Origin of the sequence: Psychroflexus salarius, assembly GCF_900129035.1 — a bacterium.
In the GTDB taxonomy this organism is placed as follows: Bacteria; Bacteroidota; Bacteroidia; order Flavobacteriales; family Flavobacteriaceae; genus Psychroflexus; species Psychroflexus salarius.
The window spans coordinates 185,979-202,437 of sequence record NZ_FQTW01000002.1 but is presented as its reverse complement, the minus strand read 5'-3'; the positions used below and the strand labels follow the sequence as shown (position 1 = coordinate 202,437).

Annotated in this window: 15 protein-coding genes; 11 read left to right on the top strand and 4 right to left on the bottom strand. The window is 31.5% G+C overall.

All coding sequences use genetic code 11. The features are described 5' to 3' along the window. Positions 1-377 precede the first annotated feature (377 nt). A complete protein-coding gene (locus BUB82_RS04160) occupies positions 378-941 on the top strand; it encodes a DUF6642 family protein (RefSeq protein WP_073192249.1) in 564 nt (187 codons plus the stop codon). A 55-nt stretch (positions 942-996) separates the two neighbouring features. Here the strand turns inward: BUB82_RS04160 and BUB82_RS04155 are convergent, their stop codons facing one another. Together BUB82_RS04155 and BUB82_RS04150 are read right to left on the bottom strand one after the other, a co-directional pair. Beyond that, positions 997-1,389, bottom strand: coding sequence for a hypothetical protein (locus BUB82_RS04155; protein ID WP_073192247.1), 393 nt, complete (start codon positions 1,387-1,389; stop codon positions 997-999). Continuing rightward, a complete protein-coding gene (locus tag BUB82_RS04150) occupies positions 1,386-1,616 on the bottom strand; it encodes a hypothetical protein (protein WP_073192245.1) in 231 nt (76 codons plus the stop codon). Before BUB82_RS04150 ends, BUB82_RS04155 begins: the two co-directional genes overlap by 4 nt. Before the next feature lie 301 nt (positions 1,617-1,917). On the opposite strand from BUB82_RS04150, the gene BUB82_RS04145 reads away from it, so the two are divergent. The 3 genes from BUB82_RS04145 (at position 1,918) to BUB82_RS04135 (ending at position 4,344) form a co-directional block, all read left to right on the top strand. Beyond that, complete coding sequence (locus tag BUB82_RS04145; RefSeq protein ID WP_073192243.1) at positions 1,918-2,583, top strand: hypothetical protein; 666 nt, start codon at positions 1,918-1,920, stop codon at positions 2,581-2,583. Between the two features lie 59 nt (positions 2,584-2,642). After that, a complete protein-coding gene (locus BUB82_RS04140; RefSeq protein WP_159432023.1) occupies positions 2,643-3,548 on the top strand; it encodes a zinc-dependent peptidase in 906 nt (301 codons plus the stop codon). A 226-nt stretch (positions 3,549-3,774) separates the two neighbouring features. Further along, on the top strand, positions 3,775-4,344 hold the full coding sequence (locus tag BUB82_RS04135; RefSeq protein WP_073192242.1) for a hypothetical protein: 570 nt from the start codon (positions 3,775-3,777) through the stop codon (positions 4,342-4,344). Here the strand turns inward: BUB82_RS04135 and BUB82_RS04130 are convergent. Continuing rightward, the gene (locus BUB82_RS04130) at positions 4,341-5,855 is read right to left on the bottom strand and encodes a GH3 family acyl-acid amido synthetase (protein WP_073192240.1); all 1,515 of its coding nucleotides are present in this window, start codon (positions 5,853-5,855) and stop codon (positions 4,341-4,343) included. The genes BUB82_RS04135 and BUB82_RS04130 overlap by 4 nt on opposite strands. Positions 5,856-6,022: 167 nt before the next feature. Between BUB82_RS04130 and BUB82_RS04125 the strand changes: the two genes are divergently transcribed. The 4 genes from BUB82_RS04125 (at position 6,023) to BUB82_RS04110 (ending at position 10,764) form a co-directional block, all read left to right on the top strand. Next, a complete protein-coding gene (locus BUB82_RS04125) occupies positions 6,023-7,279 on the top strand; it encodes a PAS domain-containing sensor histidine kinase (RefSeq protein ID WP_073192238.1) in 1,257 nt (418 codons plus the stop codon). Next, a complete protein-coding gene (locus BUB82_RS04120) occupies positions 7,272-8,300 on the top strand; it encodes a response regulator (protein WP_073192236.1) in 1,029 nt (342 codons plus the stop codon). Before BUB82_RS04125 ends, BUB82_RS04120 begins: the two co-directional genes overlap by 8 nt. 64 nt (positions 8,301-8,364) lie before the next feature. Then, positions 8,365-9,156, top strand: a complete 792-nt coding sequence (locus BUB82_RS04115; protein ID WP_073192235.1) for a universal stress protein — start codon at positions 8,365-8,367, stop codon at positions 9,154-9,156. Between the two features lie 153 nt (positions 9,157-9,309). After that, a complete protein-coding gene (locus BUB82_RS04110; RefSeq protein WP_073192233.1) occupies positions 9,310-10,764 on the top strand; it encodes a hypothetical protein in 1,455 nt (484 codons plus the stop codon). Here the strand turns inward: BUB82_RS04110 and BUB82_RS04105 are convergent. Beyond that, positions 10,754-11,590: a universal stress protein gene (locus tag BUB82_RS04105; protein WP_073192231.1), complete on the bottom strand. Its 837-nt coding sequence runs from the start codon at positions 11,588-11,590 to the stop codon at positions 10,754-10,756. The two genes, BUB82_RS04110 and BUB82_RS04105, sit on opposite strands and share 11 nt — an antisense overlap. A gap of 135 nt (positions 11,591-11,725) precedes the next feature. Between BUB82_RS04105 and rimP the strand changes: the two genes are divergently transcribed. Genes rimP through infB form a run of 3 tightly spaced genes read left to right on the top strand, consistent with a single transcriptional unit; the run spans position 11,726 to position 16,247 of the window. Continuing rightward, entirely contained in the window at positions 11,726-12,202 is a 477-nt protein-coding gene (rimP, locus tag BUB82_RS04100) for a ribosome assembly cofactor RimP (RefSeq protein ID WP_073192229.1), read from the top strand. Position 12,203: 1 nt separating this feature from the next. After that, entirely contained in the window at positions 12,204-13,439 is a 1,236-nt protein-coding gene (gene nusA / locus BUB82_RS04095) for a transcription termination factor NusA (protein ID WP_073192227.1), read from the top strand. A 54-nt stretch (positions 13,440-13,493) separates the two neighbouring features. Further along, positions 13,494-16,247 carry a translation initiation factor IF-2 gene (infB, locus tag BUB82_RS04090; RefSeq protein WP_073192226.1) on the top strand — a complete coding sequence of 918 codons (2,754 nt, stop codon included), beginning with the start codon at positions 13,494-13,496 and terminating at the stop codon, positions 16,245-16,247. Positions 16,248-16,459: the final 212 nt, after the last annotated feature.

Genomic DNA, 16,459 nt, shown 5'->3' with positions numbered 1-16,459 from the left:
TCATTGAGCATTAATTCTGCACTATAAAAAATTGAATTATAGAACCCGGACAAGCTCCCGGGTTTTTTGTATTATATACTGAGAAGATCATACCTTTTTTATATACAAACATTAACATACCTTAAACTAAATTAAAATTAGTTTCAATTTAGTTAAGTAATTACTCTATTTAGTTTCTTTGAGTTACATCACCAAAAACGTCCGTCAGGTGAGGTGAATTAATTATATTTTATATAGGTGTCTGTTTGTGTTAATGAGTAAAAATAGTAGCTAGATTGTTTGATTTTTTTTAACTTAAAAAAGTGTAGTTGAAGAAGATTATCTCTGAATGATTTCGTAATTGATCTAATTAAGCTATTTTGAAGATATGATGACTCATGGAAAATGAAAATTTTATTTATTGTCTTGAAGCTGTTCCGGATGTTGATAGTGTAAAAGCCACCAATGTGGTCCAAATACTTGAGGATATAGCCCTGACGCAAGGAATTTCAAGTATATATAAAACCTGTGATACGATTGAGGGTTTAGAAGAAAGTCTCAACGCTTTATTATATGATGATCATCATTTTCAAGATTATGAAATTATTTATCTAGTTTTTCCAGGTGAAATAAACAATATTTTAATAAACGATTATTACTATAGCATAGAAGAAATTGCAGAGCTTTTTGAAGGGCAAATGACAGGGAAAATTATTCATTTTTCTAATCTCAAGGTTCTAGATCTCACTGATGAAGAATGCCAGTATTTTTTAGATGTTACAGGAGCTCGAGCTATTTCAGGCTATGGTTTTCAGTCTGATAGTTTGTCAAGTGCTTTTACCATAGATCGCCTGTTTTTTAGCTTGTTTTATCAGAATGATGATATAAAAGAAGTGGTTGAAAAGATGTTTCAAAAACAGTATAAGCTTTGTAAACTATTAGATTTCAGATTATATTATTAAGAGTTTAATTTCTGCTTATAGCGATCATACTCAAACAGTTTTAAATATTAAAACATCACTCTAATAAATGCTTTAATTTTGTTTTCTTAAAAGACGAAATCTCCTTTGCGATGATATAAGCAAGAGTTCCTAAAGCATAAGCTAGAATGTCCCAATAGTCAGCTGTAAACTTTTTGCTGATGAGTGGAAACAATACTTCTCCCAAGAGCACCATCAATACAAAGTAACCAAATATCTCTGTATAGCTTAAAACCATGTTTTTATTTTTTAAAACAATCCGATGTTCCCAAAGCACGGCATATAAGAGTAAAGGCATAAGCAAAAAAGGGTCTAAATAGTTATTAAGAAAAGTAATATTTATATCGGTTTCATTTTGAAGATACTGATGAAACAAAAACAGTAATCCTGAAACTATAACTAAGCTAAAGACTGCACGCTCTTGTTTCATAAGCCAATTACAAGTGTGATAAACATTACTATAAAAATCACAGGCGATAAAGTAAGAAACAAGATTAAAGCAGGCAATTTTAAAATAAAAATAAGAATCTGTAATGCTAGAGAATGTGATGGTGAAGGACGCATCCAATCTTTAGCAAAATAATAGATTAAAGCTAATAGTGAATCTGAGTCTTCATCTTTTTTGTCAATTAGTTGCTTAAGTTTGGGCTTTTTCATTTATATAATACGGGTGCGTTTAATTAACTAATTACTGAACTAAAAATTAGCAATTTAATTCAGACTAATTTATAGAAAATTACAAATATTTATTTACTCATTCTTTGAAGTTTTGATGATGTAAATGAACTCAAAGGCTAAGTTTTATGTAAGGTGACAGGTGAGTTTTAAATTTTATTGCACCCATTTAATTTTACTTTTATTTATTAGTATAATTTTAATTTAGTAGCCTTCATTTTCAATTAATTCTATTAAGTTTGAGATTTTTTAAAATTACCTAATTGCTAATTTTTAATATTATATGAGAATAGTTGTCCTCTTTTTAATCTTTGCCTTTGGTTTGTGTACCTCATGTGGTGGAACAAAAACCATTTTAGATCCAAGAACTAACACCGTTGTTAAGGTTTATGAAACCGAAGAATTCAGTTTTTATTATCCAAAACGATGGAGACAACTAAACTTGGACAAAGCTTATTATGACTCAATATTAGTAAGCGTTGCGCCCAAAAAACAAATTTATCCGCTTTATATTTCAGAAACAACTGTTAATGGCAAAGTTTATCGTGCAAGAGGCAATAAAAAAAACAAAGATCAATTTGAAGATAAAAATTCAACTATAATTGATGCTGACGCAGGCGAGTATTCTTCAGCCATAATAAATTTGAAGCGGTTAAATTTGAATCAGCAAAGTTTTGATGACTACCTAAATACTGAAATAGCTAAAATTAAACCAAATAGTAATAACTTTAAGCATTCAAAAGTTTCAGATCAATTATCTATCTTAAGCTTTCGTCGTCAAGGCTATCGACGAGATTCAAAATACAAGTTTGCTGCTAATTTATATAAAGTCTATTACTATAAACATAATAAAAAGGTCTATAAATTTAGCTACTCTGCTAATGAGTTTAAATATTCTAAATATTTAGACGAAGCAACAAATAGCCTAAGTTCTTTTAAACTTAAGTGATTTAATAATGTGTTTGCATAAGAATTATAGTTTTTGCTCTTTATTATTTAATGAATATGATGAGTTATTTAGCTGATGTTTTAAACATTTCATTGATGATCGAAGCTTCTCTATTTGATAACAAAGCACTAGGACGTTCTATAATTACAGCTCTTATGCTATTGTCAGTATTAATTCTTTTAATCGTAATTATACGATCAATGTTTGCTTTAGTTGAAGAGTTATGGGTAAGTTATATTTCACCAAAACCCTTCTACACTCATCTATATTTTAGAAAACGGAAACTTTCTGAAGATCAGATATATATACTCGAAAATCAATTTGGGTTTTACCAGAAACTTCAACCTAAGAAGAAATTATATTTTGAACATCGTGTAGCAAGATTCATCAAGCATCATCAATTTGAAGGTAGGTCAGGCGTCTACATTACTAATCAACATAAAGTTCTTATTGCATCTACTGCAATCATGCTCACTTTTGGGTATAGAAATTACAGGTTTAAATCTCTGAGTACTTTTGTGATTTATCCTGAGGCATTTCAATCTACATCGAATAAAGCATTACACAAAGGCGAGTTTAACCCAGCTTACAAAGCGGTCGTATTTTCTTGGAAAGACTTTTTAGAAGGTTATGCTATTGAAAATGACAATCTTAATCTCGGCATTCATGAACTCGTGCATGTGCTGCATTTTGATTTTGAAAAGCGAAAGAATAGTGCCATAGGAGCAACTCTGTTTATGCGACACTATGATAAAATTAAGCATAAAATACATTCCAATGCAGGATTTAGACAACATCTTAAGGCTTCAAAACTTCTAAGAAATTATGCATTTACGAACAATTTTGAGTTTATTTCGGTACTCATTGAAACTTTTTTCGAATCACCGAAAGAACTCAAAACTCAGTTTCCAGATTTGTATGATAACGTCAAAAGCATGCTTAATTTTAATGATAATCTATTTTAATTTTGAATTAAAATAAGCTTACAAGAAAAGCTTTATTTAGATTACGATGTTTTAGTTTGAAGAGTTTTAGAATTGCTCTTTTTCTTGTTTCTAAAATCACATTTTTGAATTAAGTTTTTAATGATTGAAACTCATGAATTTTATCTTTAATGAAGAAAATTAAATCTTAACACTTCATTATTAACTAAAATATAAGATTTATCCTAATTTGAATATTTTCAATATTATGCAAATTAGCTTTAAGCACATCAATAATGACAGAATTAAAACTTGCTTTCGTGAGGTGGCTCAACAGTATAAAACCTTAAATAATATTAAAATTAGCCTTGAAAAAGTAAGTGTTAAATCCTCTACCATGCAGGCTCAACCCATTATTTCGTTGAGCTCAATTTTTACAGGTGTTAAACAGTACAGAATTAAACTGAATGCTCATATTAGAGATCATAAAGAGTTAAAAATTGACGATGTTCCTAGCCAGGTCTTAAAAGGTTGGTTTGCACATGAGTTGGGTCATATTGTTGATTATAAACAGCACACCAACTTACAAATGATCATTTTTGGAATTAAATATTTATGGTCTAAAAAATTCAAAAAGAAAGTAGAACATGACGCAGATTATATTGCGATTTCACATGGATTTCATGAAGAGATTCTAGCTACAAAGAACTTCATTATAGAACATGATTTAATAGGGGAAAAGTACAAGCGCAAAATTTTAAAATACTATTTGCCAAAAGAAGATGTGCTGCTATGTTCACAAGACGAGTCGATTTTAGAGCCTTACCTAGATCTTTAATCAAAAAAATCTAAAAAAGTCTTTATAGCTTCACCTTGCATCACTTTTTGAACTTTTACCTGACCGCCTTTTTTACTCGTTTTCTCTAAGTATTTGGCGTAATCACTTTTACTGATAACTTTAAGTTTAACTTCATCTATTGTTTTTTGTCTTGCAACTTTATAGTTATGGTTTAATGATTTCAACTTATCATCAAGTAAGCTTATAAATTTTTTGTGATTGATGTTGTCATCAGTAACAACAATCCATTGATGTATATGTTGGTTATTTTCACTAAAGGCACCAACCATGTATTCGTTAACACTAGCTTCAAGTTTGTTGGCTGTGTAAACAACCGCTGCATTTAGCTTTTCTTCAGACAATTGAGAGCCAAACACGTTTAAAAAGAATTTTGTGCGACCGGTAATTTTAATTTCAAATGGCGAAAGATTAGTGAATTTTATGGTATCTCCAATAACATATCGCCAAGCACCAGCATTTGTTGAAACGACTAAAATATATTCATCAGTCGTATTCACTTGAGATAAGTCAAAAACTTTAGGGTTTTCTAAAATTTCGCCCATTTCATCTACACCGCGTTCATCAAATGGTATAAACTCGTAAAAATAGCCATGATTTATAGCAAGCCGCATAGCCATTGAATTTGGATGAGCGCTGTAAGCAAAAAAGCCTTCAGAAGCCAGGTAAGTATCAATGATAATGAGACTTTTATTCGAAATTTTTTCAAAATCTTTTCGGTAAGTTTCAAAGGCGACGCCACCGCTCACATAAACTCTAAAGTTAGGCCATATATCTTGAATATAATCAAGTTGGTGATGCTCCATAATGGCTTGCAACATTCTTAACACCCAAGAAGGAATACCAGCGATAGAGCCAACATTCCATTCTGGCGCTTTTTTAATAATTTCTTCAATGCGCTCATCCCAATTATCAATCGCAGCAATTTCTTTTCCTGGGCAATAAAAATAGTCATACCAATCAGGAAAATTATGAATATTAATACCGCTAATTTCACCCTCTAAATGCCCATTTTCGTGAAGATTTAAATTACTTGAACTGCTAAGCATTAACACGTGGCTTTCAAAAACTTCTTCGGGTACAGGAAAATTTGGTAGCTCAGTAGCTAAGGATAGGCCTACTTTTCGCATACTATCAGAAAAATCATTAGTAATTGGTATGCGTTTGCTCTTATTACCAGTGGTGCCACTTGTTTTAGCGAAATAATCTGGCTTTCCAGGCCATGTAATATCGCTAAATTTTTGCTGTTGTTCCCACCAAAATTTCATTTTGCCATAAGTATGAATAGGTACATTGCTTTGAAATTGTTGAAGCAAATCTTTCGATTGTAATATTTGATGAAAACCATAGTATTTCCCGAAAGCAGTGTTTTTAGAAGCTTTTAAAAGCTCACGTAAAACAGCTTCTTGCGTTTTTTTACTAGGTTGTGATTTGATGTTTAATTTCTGATTTAATGTAACCGCAGATTTAACGATTGAACCAAGTAAGCCCATATTTTTAACTGTTTAGATTTTACTAAATTAAAAAACAGCTTTCATTAAAAAACAGCTTTATAATTAAATTGGCAATAAAAGTCTTTAAAGTATAAACAAGCTAAATTTAGCTTGATAACTTCAACAGTTTTGAAATAAGGCTTATATTTGTTAACAAAATTTATTGATTGAATAATAGTAGAATTTCTAAAGATATTGAAGTTTTTAAACTTCTTTTTGAAGGTATTTCTGAAGGTGTTTTGGTAGTCAACACCAGCCAAATTATAATTGAAGTTAATACCTCTGCAGCTGAAATGTTTGGGTATTCAAAAGCCGAACTTATCGGTAAAAAACTCGATATTTTAATCCCAAAAAAATACCATCATAACCACCACAAACATGTGGACCATTTCATGGAGCAATCTAAAAAACGCCAAATGGGAATTGGGCGAGATTTATTTGGGGTGAGAAAAAATGGTGATGAATTTCCCGTTGAAGCAGGTTTAAATCCTTTTGAGTTTGACGGCGAACACTATGTGATGTCTTTGATTACCGATATTACACTTCGTAAAGAAAACGAGCAAGAAATAGAGCAGTTAAATGTAGAGCTCGAAGCTAAAGTTAAATCAAGAACTAAAGAGCTTCAATCTTCTATAGAAGAGCTTACCAAGCTCAATAAAACTTTAGAAAAAGAAATTAAAAAACGTAAAATTGCTGAAGCTAAAACTAAAGACGCACTTCAAAAAGAACGCGAGCTTAACGACTTGAAAACCAAATTTTTATCTTTAGTTTCGCACGAATTTAAAACACCTTTAAGCGGCATATTAACATCAACAACCTTAATCGGAAAATACACCGAAAAAGAACAACAAGAAAAACGCGAAAAGCACCTTAAAACCATAAAAAATAAAGTTCACTATTTAACCGGAATTTTAAACGATTTTCTTTCAGTAGAACGCTTAGAGTCTGGAAAAGTGACTTATAAATTTGAAGAATTTAGCCTTGTAAACCTTATTAATGAAGTAGTTTATAGTGCCAATATTACATTAAAAGAAGGTCAAGATTTACACTACCCAAAACAAATTGAAGACTTTATCTTACGCCAAGATAAAAATGTACTTGAGCTTATTTTATCTAACCTTCTTAATAACGCTATCAAATACTCGCCAGAGCATACCAACATTTATTTTGATATTGATAATAGCGACTCAAAATTCATTAAATTTGAAGTTAAAGATCAAGGAATGGGAATTCCACAAAAAGATCATAAACATATTTTTGAACGCTATTTTAGAGCCGAAAATGCACTTCTTAACCAAGGCACTGGCATTGGTCTCAATATTGTAAAAGTACATTTAGAAAATTTAAACGGACATATTAGGTTTGAAAGTGAAGAAAATCAAGGTACTAGCTTCTTCGTTGAAATCCCAAAAAGACATGAGTAAAAAAATACTTTTAATTGAAGACGATACAACTGTTAGAGAGAATACAGCTGAAATTTTAGAACTTTCAGACTATACTGTCGAAACAGCACAAGATGGCGAAATTGGTATTGCAAAAGTTGAAGGCTTTATGCCTGATATTATTGTATGCGATATCATGATGCCAAAAGTTGATGGTTACGATGTTTTAAAGGCTGTAAGTGATAACCCTAAAACACAAGCCATACCTTTTATTTTTCTTTCTGCTAAAACCGATCATAAAGATATTAGAAAAGGAATGGATCTCGGCGCCGATGATTACCTGACAAAACCTTTTGAAGAAGACGAGCTTATCAGTGCCATAGAAAGCCGTTTAGCCAAGACAAAAATATTACAAGCACAAAATTCAACTAATAATAACTTACAATCTTTTGAGGCTTTAAAAGAAAAAATCAAAGATTTTGAGCTTAAATTTTACCAAGCTGGCGAGCATATTTATGAGGCAGGACAAACAGCTAATAAAGTTTTTTTGATAGAACACGGCGTTGTTAAAACACATCAAATTGAAGAAAATGGTAAAGAGTTGACAACAGCACTTTTTAGAGACGATAACTTTTTTGGACACATCAGCTTTACCAAAACCACTAGCTTTATCGAGAACGCTACAGCTTTAGAAAAAACCAAACTCTACGAAATCTCATTAGAGGATTTTAAAAACTTTTTTGTTCAGAGCCCACAAGTTATGTTTGAGTTTATCGATACTTTGGGCGATTCATTAAACGAAACTAAAACACAGCTTTTAGAAATGGCTTACAGTTCTGTGAAAAAGAAAACTGCCCAAACCATTTTACTCTTTGCTGAACGTTTAAAGAAAAACAAACTGAAACAAATAAGAATTTCAAGAGCAGATTTAGCTGCAGTTGCCGGGATCGCTTCAGAAAGTTTAATTAGAACACTTTCTACATTTAAGAAAGAAGGCATTATAGATGTTGAAGGAAGAAATATTAAAATCAATGATTTTGAAGCACTTAAAAATATCTCTTGAAACATGATTTTTGTCATGTAAATACTAAAAACTCTAAAATACATTTGTAGCCATATTTAGGCTTATGAATGTTTTATTATTAACCGATTTTTCTAGCACAGCTAATCACGTGATGAAGTATGCAAGCATTCTTTTGCGAGATAAGCCTGCGAAAATCACGTTAATGCACGTCAAAAAGCCTTGCTCCGGAGATTCCTGCTCTGGAAAATGCAACACAATTTTTGAATCTAAACTCAACAAAGATTTAAAGGTTTTTAAAGATCAAAACAATCCATTACATCAATTAAATACACATTTTATTGAAGGTCAATATCTTGATAGTATTCGCGATTTTGTTAAACGCCAAGATATAGACTTAATTATTGTTGGTAATAGCCATCAACACCAAATTGAAGACGAAATTGATTTAGATAAAAAAACGGTTGATGTTATTACTAAGGTTAATTGCCCTGTTTTATTAGTGTCTAAAAACACATGTCTAAAATCACCTAAAAAACTACTACTCCCAACAGACTTTTCTATTAATGTTGAACACAAGGTGTTTTCTGTGTTAAGTGAAATTTATGATTTTTCAGAGAAAAACATAGACTTGCTTTCAGTACAAAATAACCTTGAATTAACGCAAATACAATTAACTACCAAGCAAAAAATCAACGAAGTTTTGTCTAATATTGGCATTCAAAGAATTTCAGAAAATCATATCTCTTCTGCTAAAAAATGCGCCAGCGTTGGTTATGACACTATAGTCATGTTTGCTAAAAATTTAAGCGTATTTAATCTGGTTTTCTCGACTAAGAAAAACTCTGCAAAACAAATTTGCCATAACAATTTACCAATGTTGTTTTTACATGGCTAAATTATATAGATAAAGTGTATCTTTAAACTTGATATATGCGCTAGAACTTTATGATGAGGTTTGAAAACACGATAAAATCACCAATGAAATGTTGATTTTGAAGTAGTTTCAGGCCGTAATAGATTTTCTAATGTATAATTCGAGTAAACACTTATGAAAACAATCAGTTACAAAAAACCGCTTATTACTTTAATAGTCGTTTTTAGCCTGTATTTTATAGGTCTTACCATTATTAAACATAAAGCTGAACAGAAACTCCTTGGCATTAAAGGCTTAAATTTTGTTGAATTAAATATTAGTTTATTAGGAAATTTATCGCTTGTAAATGTTAATTATAAGTCACCCAAGTTGAAGATTGATGCAGAAGAAGTTAAACTGAATTTGAATTACCTATCTACAATCACGAGTAGCCAAGTTGAAATTGAATACTTGCAATTAAACACTGCTTCTGTTGAAGTTAACGCACTAAATAAAACTACTCAAAAATCGAGTCAGTCCCAGGATAAAAAAGTAAGCTTAAATCAACTTGAGCTAAAAAATGTCAATTTTACAATTAACAAAGCTCAAAAAACAGGAAAATTAACTAATCTAAATACATTAGTTAATCAAGTTAATATCTATAAAAACTTCAACTTAGAACAATTAAGTTATTTAAGATTTGATCATTTAAACTATCCTATTAATCATTTACAAAAACTTCAGCTTAGTAAGTTTAATTATAAAAATAAGGCATTTGAAATAGCTCAACTCAAAATTTTACCGCTGTTTTCAAAACATGATTACGGGAAACAAATTAGTCATGAAACCGATTTAATGCATTTAGAAGCCTTTTCAATTAATTCAACTTTGGCAGAATTAAATTTTAAAAACACAAGTATTTCTAATCTAAGATTAAGTCGTTTAAAAACAGATTCTTTAAACTTTAAAATTTCAAGAGATAAAACGCTTAAAGACGACAAAAGCTTAAAACTTAATTATGTACAGCAGCTACAAAATTTAAATTTTAGATTTATGCTTGACAGCTTATGGGTTGATCATGCAACGATTACTTACGCAGAAAAACATAGGATTAATAAAGATTTTGCGCCTGTTGTATTTAATGATTTGAATTTAACTTTAACTAATTTAAATAATTTTAAACTACCAAAGTCATCTAATTTAGCTCGACTAAATGCTCAATTTAGGCTTAATAAAGCTTCCGAAATTAATTTGGGATTATCTTACAATTTATCTACTTCAACCGAAGATTTTACAGCCGAAATAAGTGGTCAAAATATTTTAGCCAATCGTTTTTCAGAATTACTAGAGCAAAGTATTAAAACGGGTATTTCAGGTAAGTTTAATTCAATTAAGACTAACATAAGATCACGAGATAATTCAGCTAGTGGCATTTTTAATTTAAATTCATCTGATATTGAAGTGACTTTGTATAATAATAAAGGTCGCAAACGCCAATTTGTAAGTTTAATGGCTAATAAAATGATTAAGCGTTCTCTAAACACTTCTTTTCAATTACAAAATATAGAAAAAGACCAAACTAAATCTTTATGGAATTTTATTTGGTCTTTTGTAAATTCTGGCTTAAAACAAGCTTTGCTTAAATTTTAAATGTAATTACTGGTCGTTTAGAATGGTTGACTAGGTTTTCAGAAAGGCTGCCATTAAAGAAGTGAGAAATTCCTTTTCTGCCATGTGTACCAATGCTAATCATGTTAGCATTAATATCCTCCGAGTAGTTTTTTATGCCTTCTTCAATAGACTTGTCGGCATAAACCTTAAAATCAATTTCATCAAGGTTAATGTCTTCTGTAAAAGTTTTAAAACGTTCGTTGATTTGTCGGGTTGTCTTAAAATTTTCTGGTGTGTTGATGTAAACTAATTTGAGTTGAGCATTAAAACTTTGAGCAAGATTAATGGCTTTTGTAAAAGTAGATTTTTGGCTAGATTTTAAACTTGATGCAAATGAAATGCTTTTAATTTTTGATATGTCTAAACTTTCTTTAACAACTAATACCGGAATTTCTGCATGTCTAACTACTTTTTCAGTGTTAGAGCCAACAAATATTTCTTTTAAGCCTTCAGCTCCGTTAGAACCCATAACAATCATATCGCATTCGTATTTTTTTGAGATTTCTAAAATTCCATCAAAAGCTTCATTAAACTCAACTGTTTCATGAACTTTTATACCTTCAAGTTCTTTTTCAAAAGTTTCAAAAGTTTCTGTAAAACGTTTGTGTGCCAGCTTCATGAAAAATAAAGCTTCAGGTAAATCGTTACCAACACCTTCATTTACGGGATCTATTAAGTCTAATGGTAAATCTAATAAGTGTAATAAGTAAATTTCACAATCATGTTGTTTAGCAATTTGAGCGCTAACTTTTAATGCATTATTGGCTTGTTCGGAAAAATCTGTTGGGACTAAAATTTTATTCATTTTGATCTTAAATTTTAACTAAAAATACAAAATTTATTCCGAATAAGCTTTGTTTTTTCTAAATCAAAATAAATATGTATATTTGCAAAAGATTAATTATGCGAGGGGACAATTGTCCCCTCTTTTTATAGGCTTATGGCACTAGATGCTTCACACATAGAACGTTTAATAAACAGCGCACTTGAAGAACATACGCATTTATTTGTAGTAGATTTTGATATATCTTCTCAAAACCATATTAAACTGGTTATTGATGGCGATAGAGATGTCTCAATTCAAGATTGCATTGCATTAAGTCGTGCTGTTGAGCATAATTTAGATCGTGAAGTTGAAGATTTTTCACTAGATGTTTCATCATTTGGGGCTACTTCACCTTTGCGTTTGCCAAGGCAATTTCAAAAAAATATTAATCGTAAACTAGAGGTAAAACTAGAAGATCAAACCATAAAAGCCGATTTGGTTGAGGCTAACGGCGAAAGTATTTCTTTAGAGTGGAAAGCAAGAGAACCTAAGCCTGTCGGAAAAGGGAAACATACAGTTCAAAAAACTAAAACCATCCCATTACAAGATATAATTGAAGCAAAAGTGATGATAAATTTTAACAAAAAGTGATATGGAGAATATCGATTTAATTAACTCGTTTTCTGAGTTCAAAGACGATAAATTAATAGACAGAGTTACATTAATGGCTATACTTGAAGATGTGTTTAGAAACGCATTGAAAAAAAAGTATGGTGAAGACGATAACTTCGATATTATCATTAATCCAGATAAAGGTGATCTTGAAATTTGGCGAAACCGTATCGTTGTAAATGACGGTGAAGTTGAAGATGAAAATAAAGAAATATCACTTTCTGAAGCTCAAAAGATAGAACCTGACTTTGAAGTTGGCGAAGATGTTTCTGAAGAAGTTAAATTATTTCAACTCGGTCGAAGAGCAATTTTAGCTTTGCGTCAAAATTTAATTTCTAAAATTAATGAGCATGATAGTACAAATACTTACAAACACTTTAATGAATTAACTGGTGAGATTTACTCTGCAGAAGTTCATCATGTAAGACGTAATGTTGTAATTTTACTTGATGATGAAGGTAATGAGTTAGTGATTCCTAAAGATCATCAAATACCTTCAGATTTTTACAGAAAAGGAGACAATATTCGGGGTGTTATAGAACATGTTGAGCTTAAGGGTAATAAACCATCAATCATTTTATCAAGAACTTCACCTAAGTTTTTAGAAAAATTATTTGAACAAGAAATTCCTGAGGTTTTTGATGGTTTAATCAATGTCAAAGATGCTGTACGTGTACCAGGAGAAAAAGCAAAAGTTGCAGTAGATACTTATGATGATCGAATTGACCCTGTTGGTGCTTGTGTAGGAATGAAAGGTTCTAGAATCCACGGAATAGTTAGAGAACTCGGCAATGAAAACATAGATGTAATTAATTACACAACCAACCCGAGACTTTATATTCAACGCTCTTTAAGTCCTGCTAAAATAGTAGATATAAAACTGAATGAAGATAAAAAATATGCTGAGGTTATTTTAAAACCAGAAGAAGTCTCTAAGGCGATTGGTCGTGGTGGTCACAATATTAGATTAGCTTGTAAATTAACAGGTTATGATATTGAAGTCTTTAGAGATGATGTTCAGGATGAAGATGTTGAGTTATCTGAATTTTCAGATGAAATTGAAGATTGGGTGATCGCCGAATTTTCAAGAATTGGCCTTGATACAGCCAAAAGTATACTAGAATTAGAAGTCGGCGATTTGTTAAAAAGAACTGACTTAGAAGAAGAAACGATTTTAAACGTCATCAAAATTTTAAAAGAAGAGTTTGAAGAATAAGTTTTTTAAACTCATCTTTGTTGAATATTAAATTAGAATTATTAGAGGCAATTTATGGCTGAAGCAAAACAAAAAAGATTAAATAAGGTACTTAAAGAATTTAATATATCACTTGATAGAGCTGTCGAGTATTTAGGTTCTCAGGGTTACGAAATTGAGGCGCGTCCCACAACTAAGATATCTCAAGATGTTTATCAAGTGTTATTTGATAAATTTGAGACAGATAAATCTAAGCGTGTTGAATCTAAAGAAGTAAGTGAAGAGCGTAAAAAAGAAAAAGAAGCACTTCGACTCGCAAGAGAAAAAGAACTTCTAAAGAAAAAAGAAGAAGAAGCAAAGCGCGAAGCCGAAGCCACAAAAAAAGCTGCCGAAGCTGAAAAAGCCAAAAAAGCTGCCGAAGCTGAAGCCGAAGCAAAAGCAAAAAAAGAAGCCGAAGCGAAAGAAAAGCAGTCCAATAAAACAAAACTATCTGGACCAAAACAAGTTGGTAAAATAGACTTAGACAAATCAGCCAAAAAGCCTAAGCCTAAAACAAATAAAGACCAACCCAAAAAATCAGCTCAAAAACCAAGTCAAAATAATCCTTCAGCCTCAAAAGTTTCAGATAAGACTTCAAAAACAGAAACACCAAAAAAGGATTCAGAAGAAAAAGTTGAAGATGTTAAGCACGAAACTCAGTACACAAAGTTAAAAGGACCTAATTTTACGGGTCAAAAAATTGATTTAAATCAGTTTAAAAAGACACCTAAAAAGAAAGAAGATGATAAAAAATCTTCAAACAACTCCGCCTCAAAAAAACGTAAGCGTAAGCGTATCAATAAAAACGCACCTAATAAACCAAACTTTAGAGATAACAGATCTAAAGGCGGCAATAAGAAAAAACAAGTTGTAAAAGAAGAGCCTTCTGAAGCTGATGTACAAAAGCAAATTAGAGAAACACTTGAAAAACTTCAAGGAAAATCTAGTAAAGGTAAAGGTGCTAAATATAGAAAAGATAAACGTCAACAACATCGTCAACGTTCTCAAGACGAAACAGACCAACAAGAACTTGAAAGCAAAGTATTAAAGGTAACTGAATTTGTAACCGTTAGTGAAGTGGCTTCTATGATGGACGTTCCCGTAACTAAAGTTATTTCAGCCTGTATGTCACTTGGTATGATGGTGACGATGAACCAACGTCTTGATGCTGAAACACTTTCAGTTGTTGCCGAAGAATTTGGTTATGAAGTAGAGTTTGTAACAGCAGAAATTGAAGCACCTGTTGAAGAAGTAGAAGAAAATGATGAAGATCTTGAACCTCGTGCTCCTATAGTTACCGTAATGGGACACGTTGATCATGGTAAAACATCTTTATTAGATTATATTAGAAAAGAAAACGTTATCGCTGGCGAAAGTGGTGGAATTACCCAACACATTGGTGCCTATGGCGTTATTCTTGAAGGTGGTCAAAAAATAGCCTTTTTAGATACACCAGGTCACGAAGCTTTTACAGCTATGCGTGCAAGAGGTGCTCAAGTAACTGATATTGCCATTATTGTAATTGCAGCAGATGATGATGTAAAACCTCAAACCAAAGAGGCTATTTCTCACGCACAAGCCGCTGGTGTGCCAATTATATTTGCAATTAATAAAGTCGATTTACCTACTGCTAACGTAGACAAAGTAAAAGAATCTTTAGCTAATATGAATCTTTTAGTAGAAGATTGGGGCGGTAAAATTCAATCACAAGATATTTCTGCTAAAAAAGGTGATGGTGTTAAAGATTTATTAGAAAAAGTATTATTAGAAGCTGAAATCTTAGAACTTAAGGCAAACCCTAACCGAACGGCTACAGGTACTGTTGTTGAAGCTTTCTTAGATAAAGGTAGAGGTTATGTCTCCACAGTTTTAGTTCAATCAGGAACATTAAAAGTAGGAGACTATGTTTTAGCTGGTACCACAAGCGGTAAAGTAAAAGCAATACACGATGAGCGTGGTCATAAAATTAAAGAAGCTGGACCATCAACACCTGTGTCATTACTAGGTTTAGATGGAGCGCCACAGGCAGGTGATACCTTCCAGGTGATGCGAGATGAACGTGAAGCGAAAGATATTGCCTCTAAACGAACACAATTGCAACGTGAACAAAGCGTAAGAACACAAAAACACATTACACTTGATGAAATCGGAAGACGTATTGCATTAGGAGACTTTAAAGAATTAAATATTATTCTAAAAGCAGATGTTGATGGCTCTGTTGAAGCTTTAACTGATAGTTTACAAAAATTATCTACTGAAGAAATTCAAGTCAATATAATTCATAAAGGCGTTGGTGCCATTACTGAAAGCGATGTGCTTCTAGCATCAGCATCTGATGCTGTAATTATTGGCTTTAATGTTAGGCCTGCTGGAAATGCTAGAATGCTTGCTGATAAAGAAGAAATTGATATCCGTTCGTACTCAATTATTTATGATGCGATTAACGATATTAAAGATGCTATGGAAGGCATGCTGTCTCCAGAACTTAAAGAAGAAATAACTGGTAACGCTGAAGTTAGAGAAACATTTAAAATCTCTAAAATTGGTACTATAGCTGGTTGTATGGTAACTTCTGGTAAAATTTATAGAAATTCTGGCATTAGATTAATCCGTGATGGAATTGTAATCTACACTGGTGAACTAGCATCATTAAAACGTTTTAAAGATGACGTAAAAGAAGTTTCTAAAGGCTACGATTGTGGTATGCAGATTAAAAACTACAACGACCTGAAAGAAGGCGATGTTATTGAAGCTTACCAAGAAGTTGAAGTCAAAAAGAAATTGAAATAAAACAAGGTTTAAAGAATTATACAAAATATTCTATAAGATGAGACCAAAAGAAATTGAATTATAATTGTCTTAATCAAGGCAAAAAAATTAATCATAGCCATAGCTACGTTTCATTTTTTTAACGAAGAGAAAGGCAATTAGAAACTATTTATTTATCTTATTTTATGGGAGATTTGGTATTATTTAAATTGAGCTATCTTTAAAATAAGGTA

What these genes read in the sequence shown, in the direction of transcription:
- BUB82_RS04160 (WP_073192249.1), top strand. Translation starts at nt 378, where the DNA reads ATGGAAAATGAAAATTTTATTTATTGTCTTGAAGCTGTTCCGGATGTT.
- BUB82_RS04155 (WP_073192247.1), bottom strand. Translation starts at nt 1,389, where the DNA reads ATGAAACAAGAGCGTGCAGTCTTTAGCTTAGTTATAGTTTCAGGATTA.
- BUB82_RS04150 (WP_073192245.1), bottom strand. Translation starts at nt 1,616, where the DNA reads ATGAAAAAGCCCAAACTTAAGCAACTAATTGACAAAAAAGATGAAGAC.
- BUB82_RS04145 (WP_073192243.1), top strand. Translation starts at nt 1,918, where the DNA reads ATGAGAATAGTTGTCCTCTTTTTAATCTTTGCCTTTGGTTTGTGTACC.
- BUB82_RS04140 (WP_159432023.1), top strand. Translation starts at nt 2,643, where the DNA reads ATGAGTTATTTAGCTGATGTTTTAAACATTTCATTGATGATCGAAGCT.
- BUB82_RS04135 (WP_073192242.1), top strand. Translation starts at nt 3,775, where the DNA reads ATGCAAATTAGCTTTAAGCACATCAATAATGACAGAATTAAAACTTGC.
- BUB82_RS04130 (WP_073192240.1), bottom strand. Translation starts at nt 5,855, where the DNA reads ATGGGCTTACTTGGTTCAATCGTTAAATCTGCGGTTACATTAAATCAG.
- BUB82_RS04120 (WP_073192236.1), top strand. Translation starts at nt 7,272, where the DNA reads ATGAGTAAAAAAATACTTTTAATTGAAGACGATACAACTGTTAGAGAG.
- BUB82_RS04115 (WP_073192235.1), top strand. Translation starts at nt 8,365, where the DNA reads ATGAATGTTTTATTATTAACCGATTTTTCTAGCACAGCTAATCACGTG.
- BUB82_RS04110 (WP_073192233.1), top strand. Translation starts at nt 9,310, where the DNA reads ATGAAAACAATCAGTTACAAAAAACCGCTTATTACTTTAATAGTCGTT.
- BUB82_RS04105 (WP_073192231.1), bottom strand. Translation starts at nt 11,590, where the DNA reads ATGAATAAAATTTTAGTCCCAACAGATTTTTCCGAACAAGCCAATAAT.
- rimP (WP_073192229.1), top strand. Translation starts at nt 11,726, where the DNA reads ATGGCACTAGATGCTTCACACATAGAACGTTTAATAAACAGCGCACTT.
- nusA (WP_073192227.1), top strand. Translation starts at nt 12,204, where the DNA reads ATGGAGAATATCGATTTAATTAACTCGTTTTCTGAGTTCAAAGACGAT.
- infB (WP_073192226.1), top strand. Translation starts at nt 13,494, where the DNA reads ATGGCTGAAGCAAAACAAAAAAGATTAAATAAGGTACTTAAAGAATTT.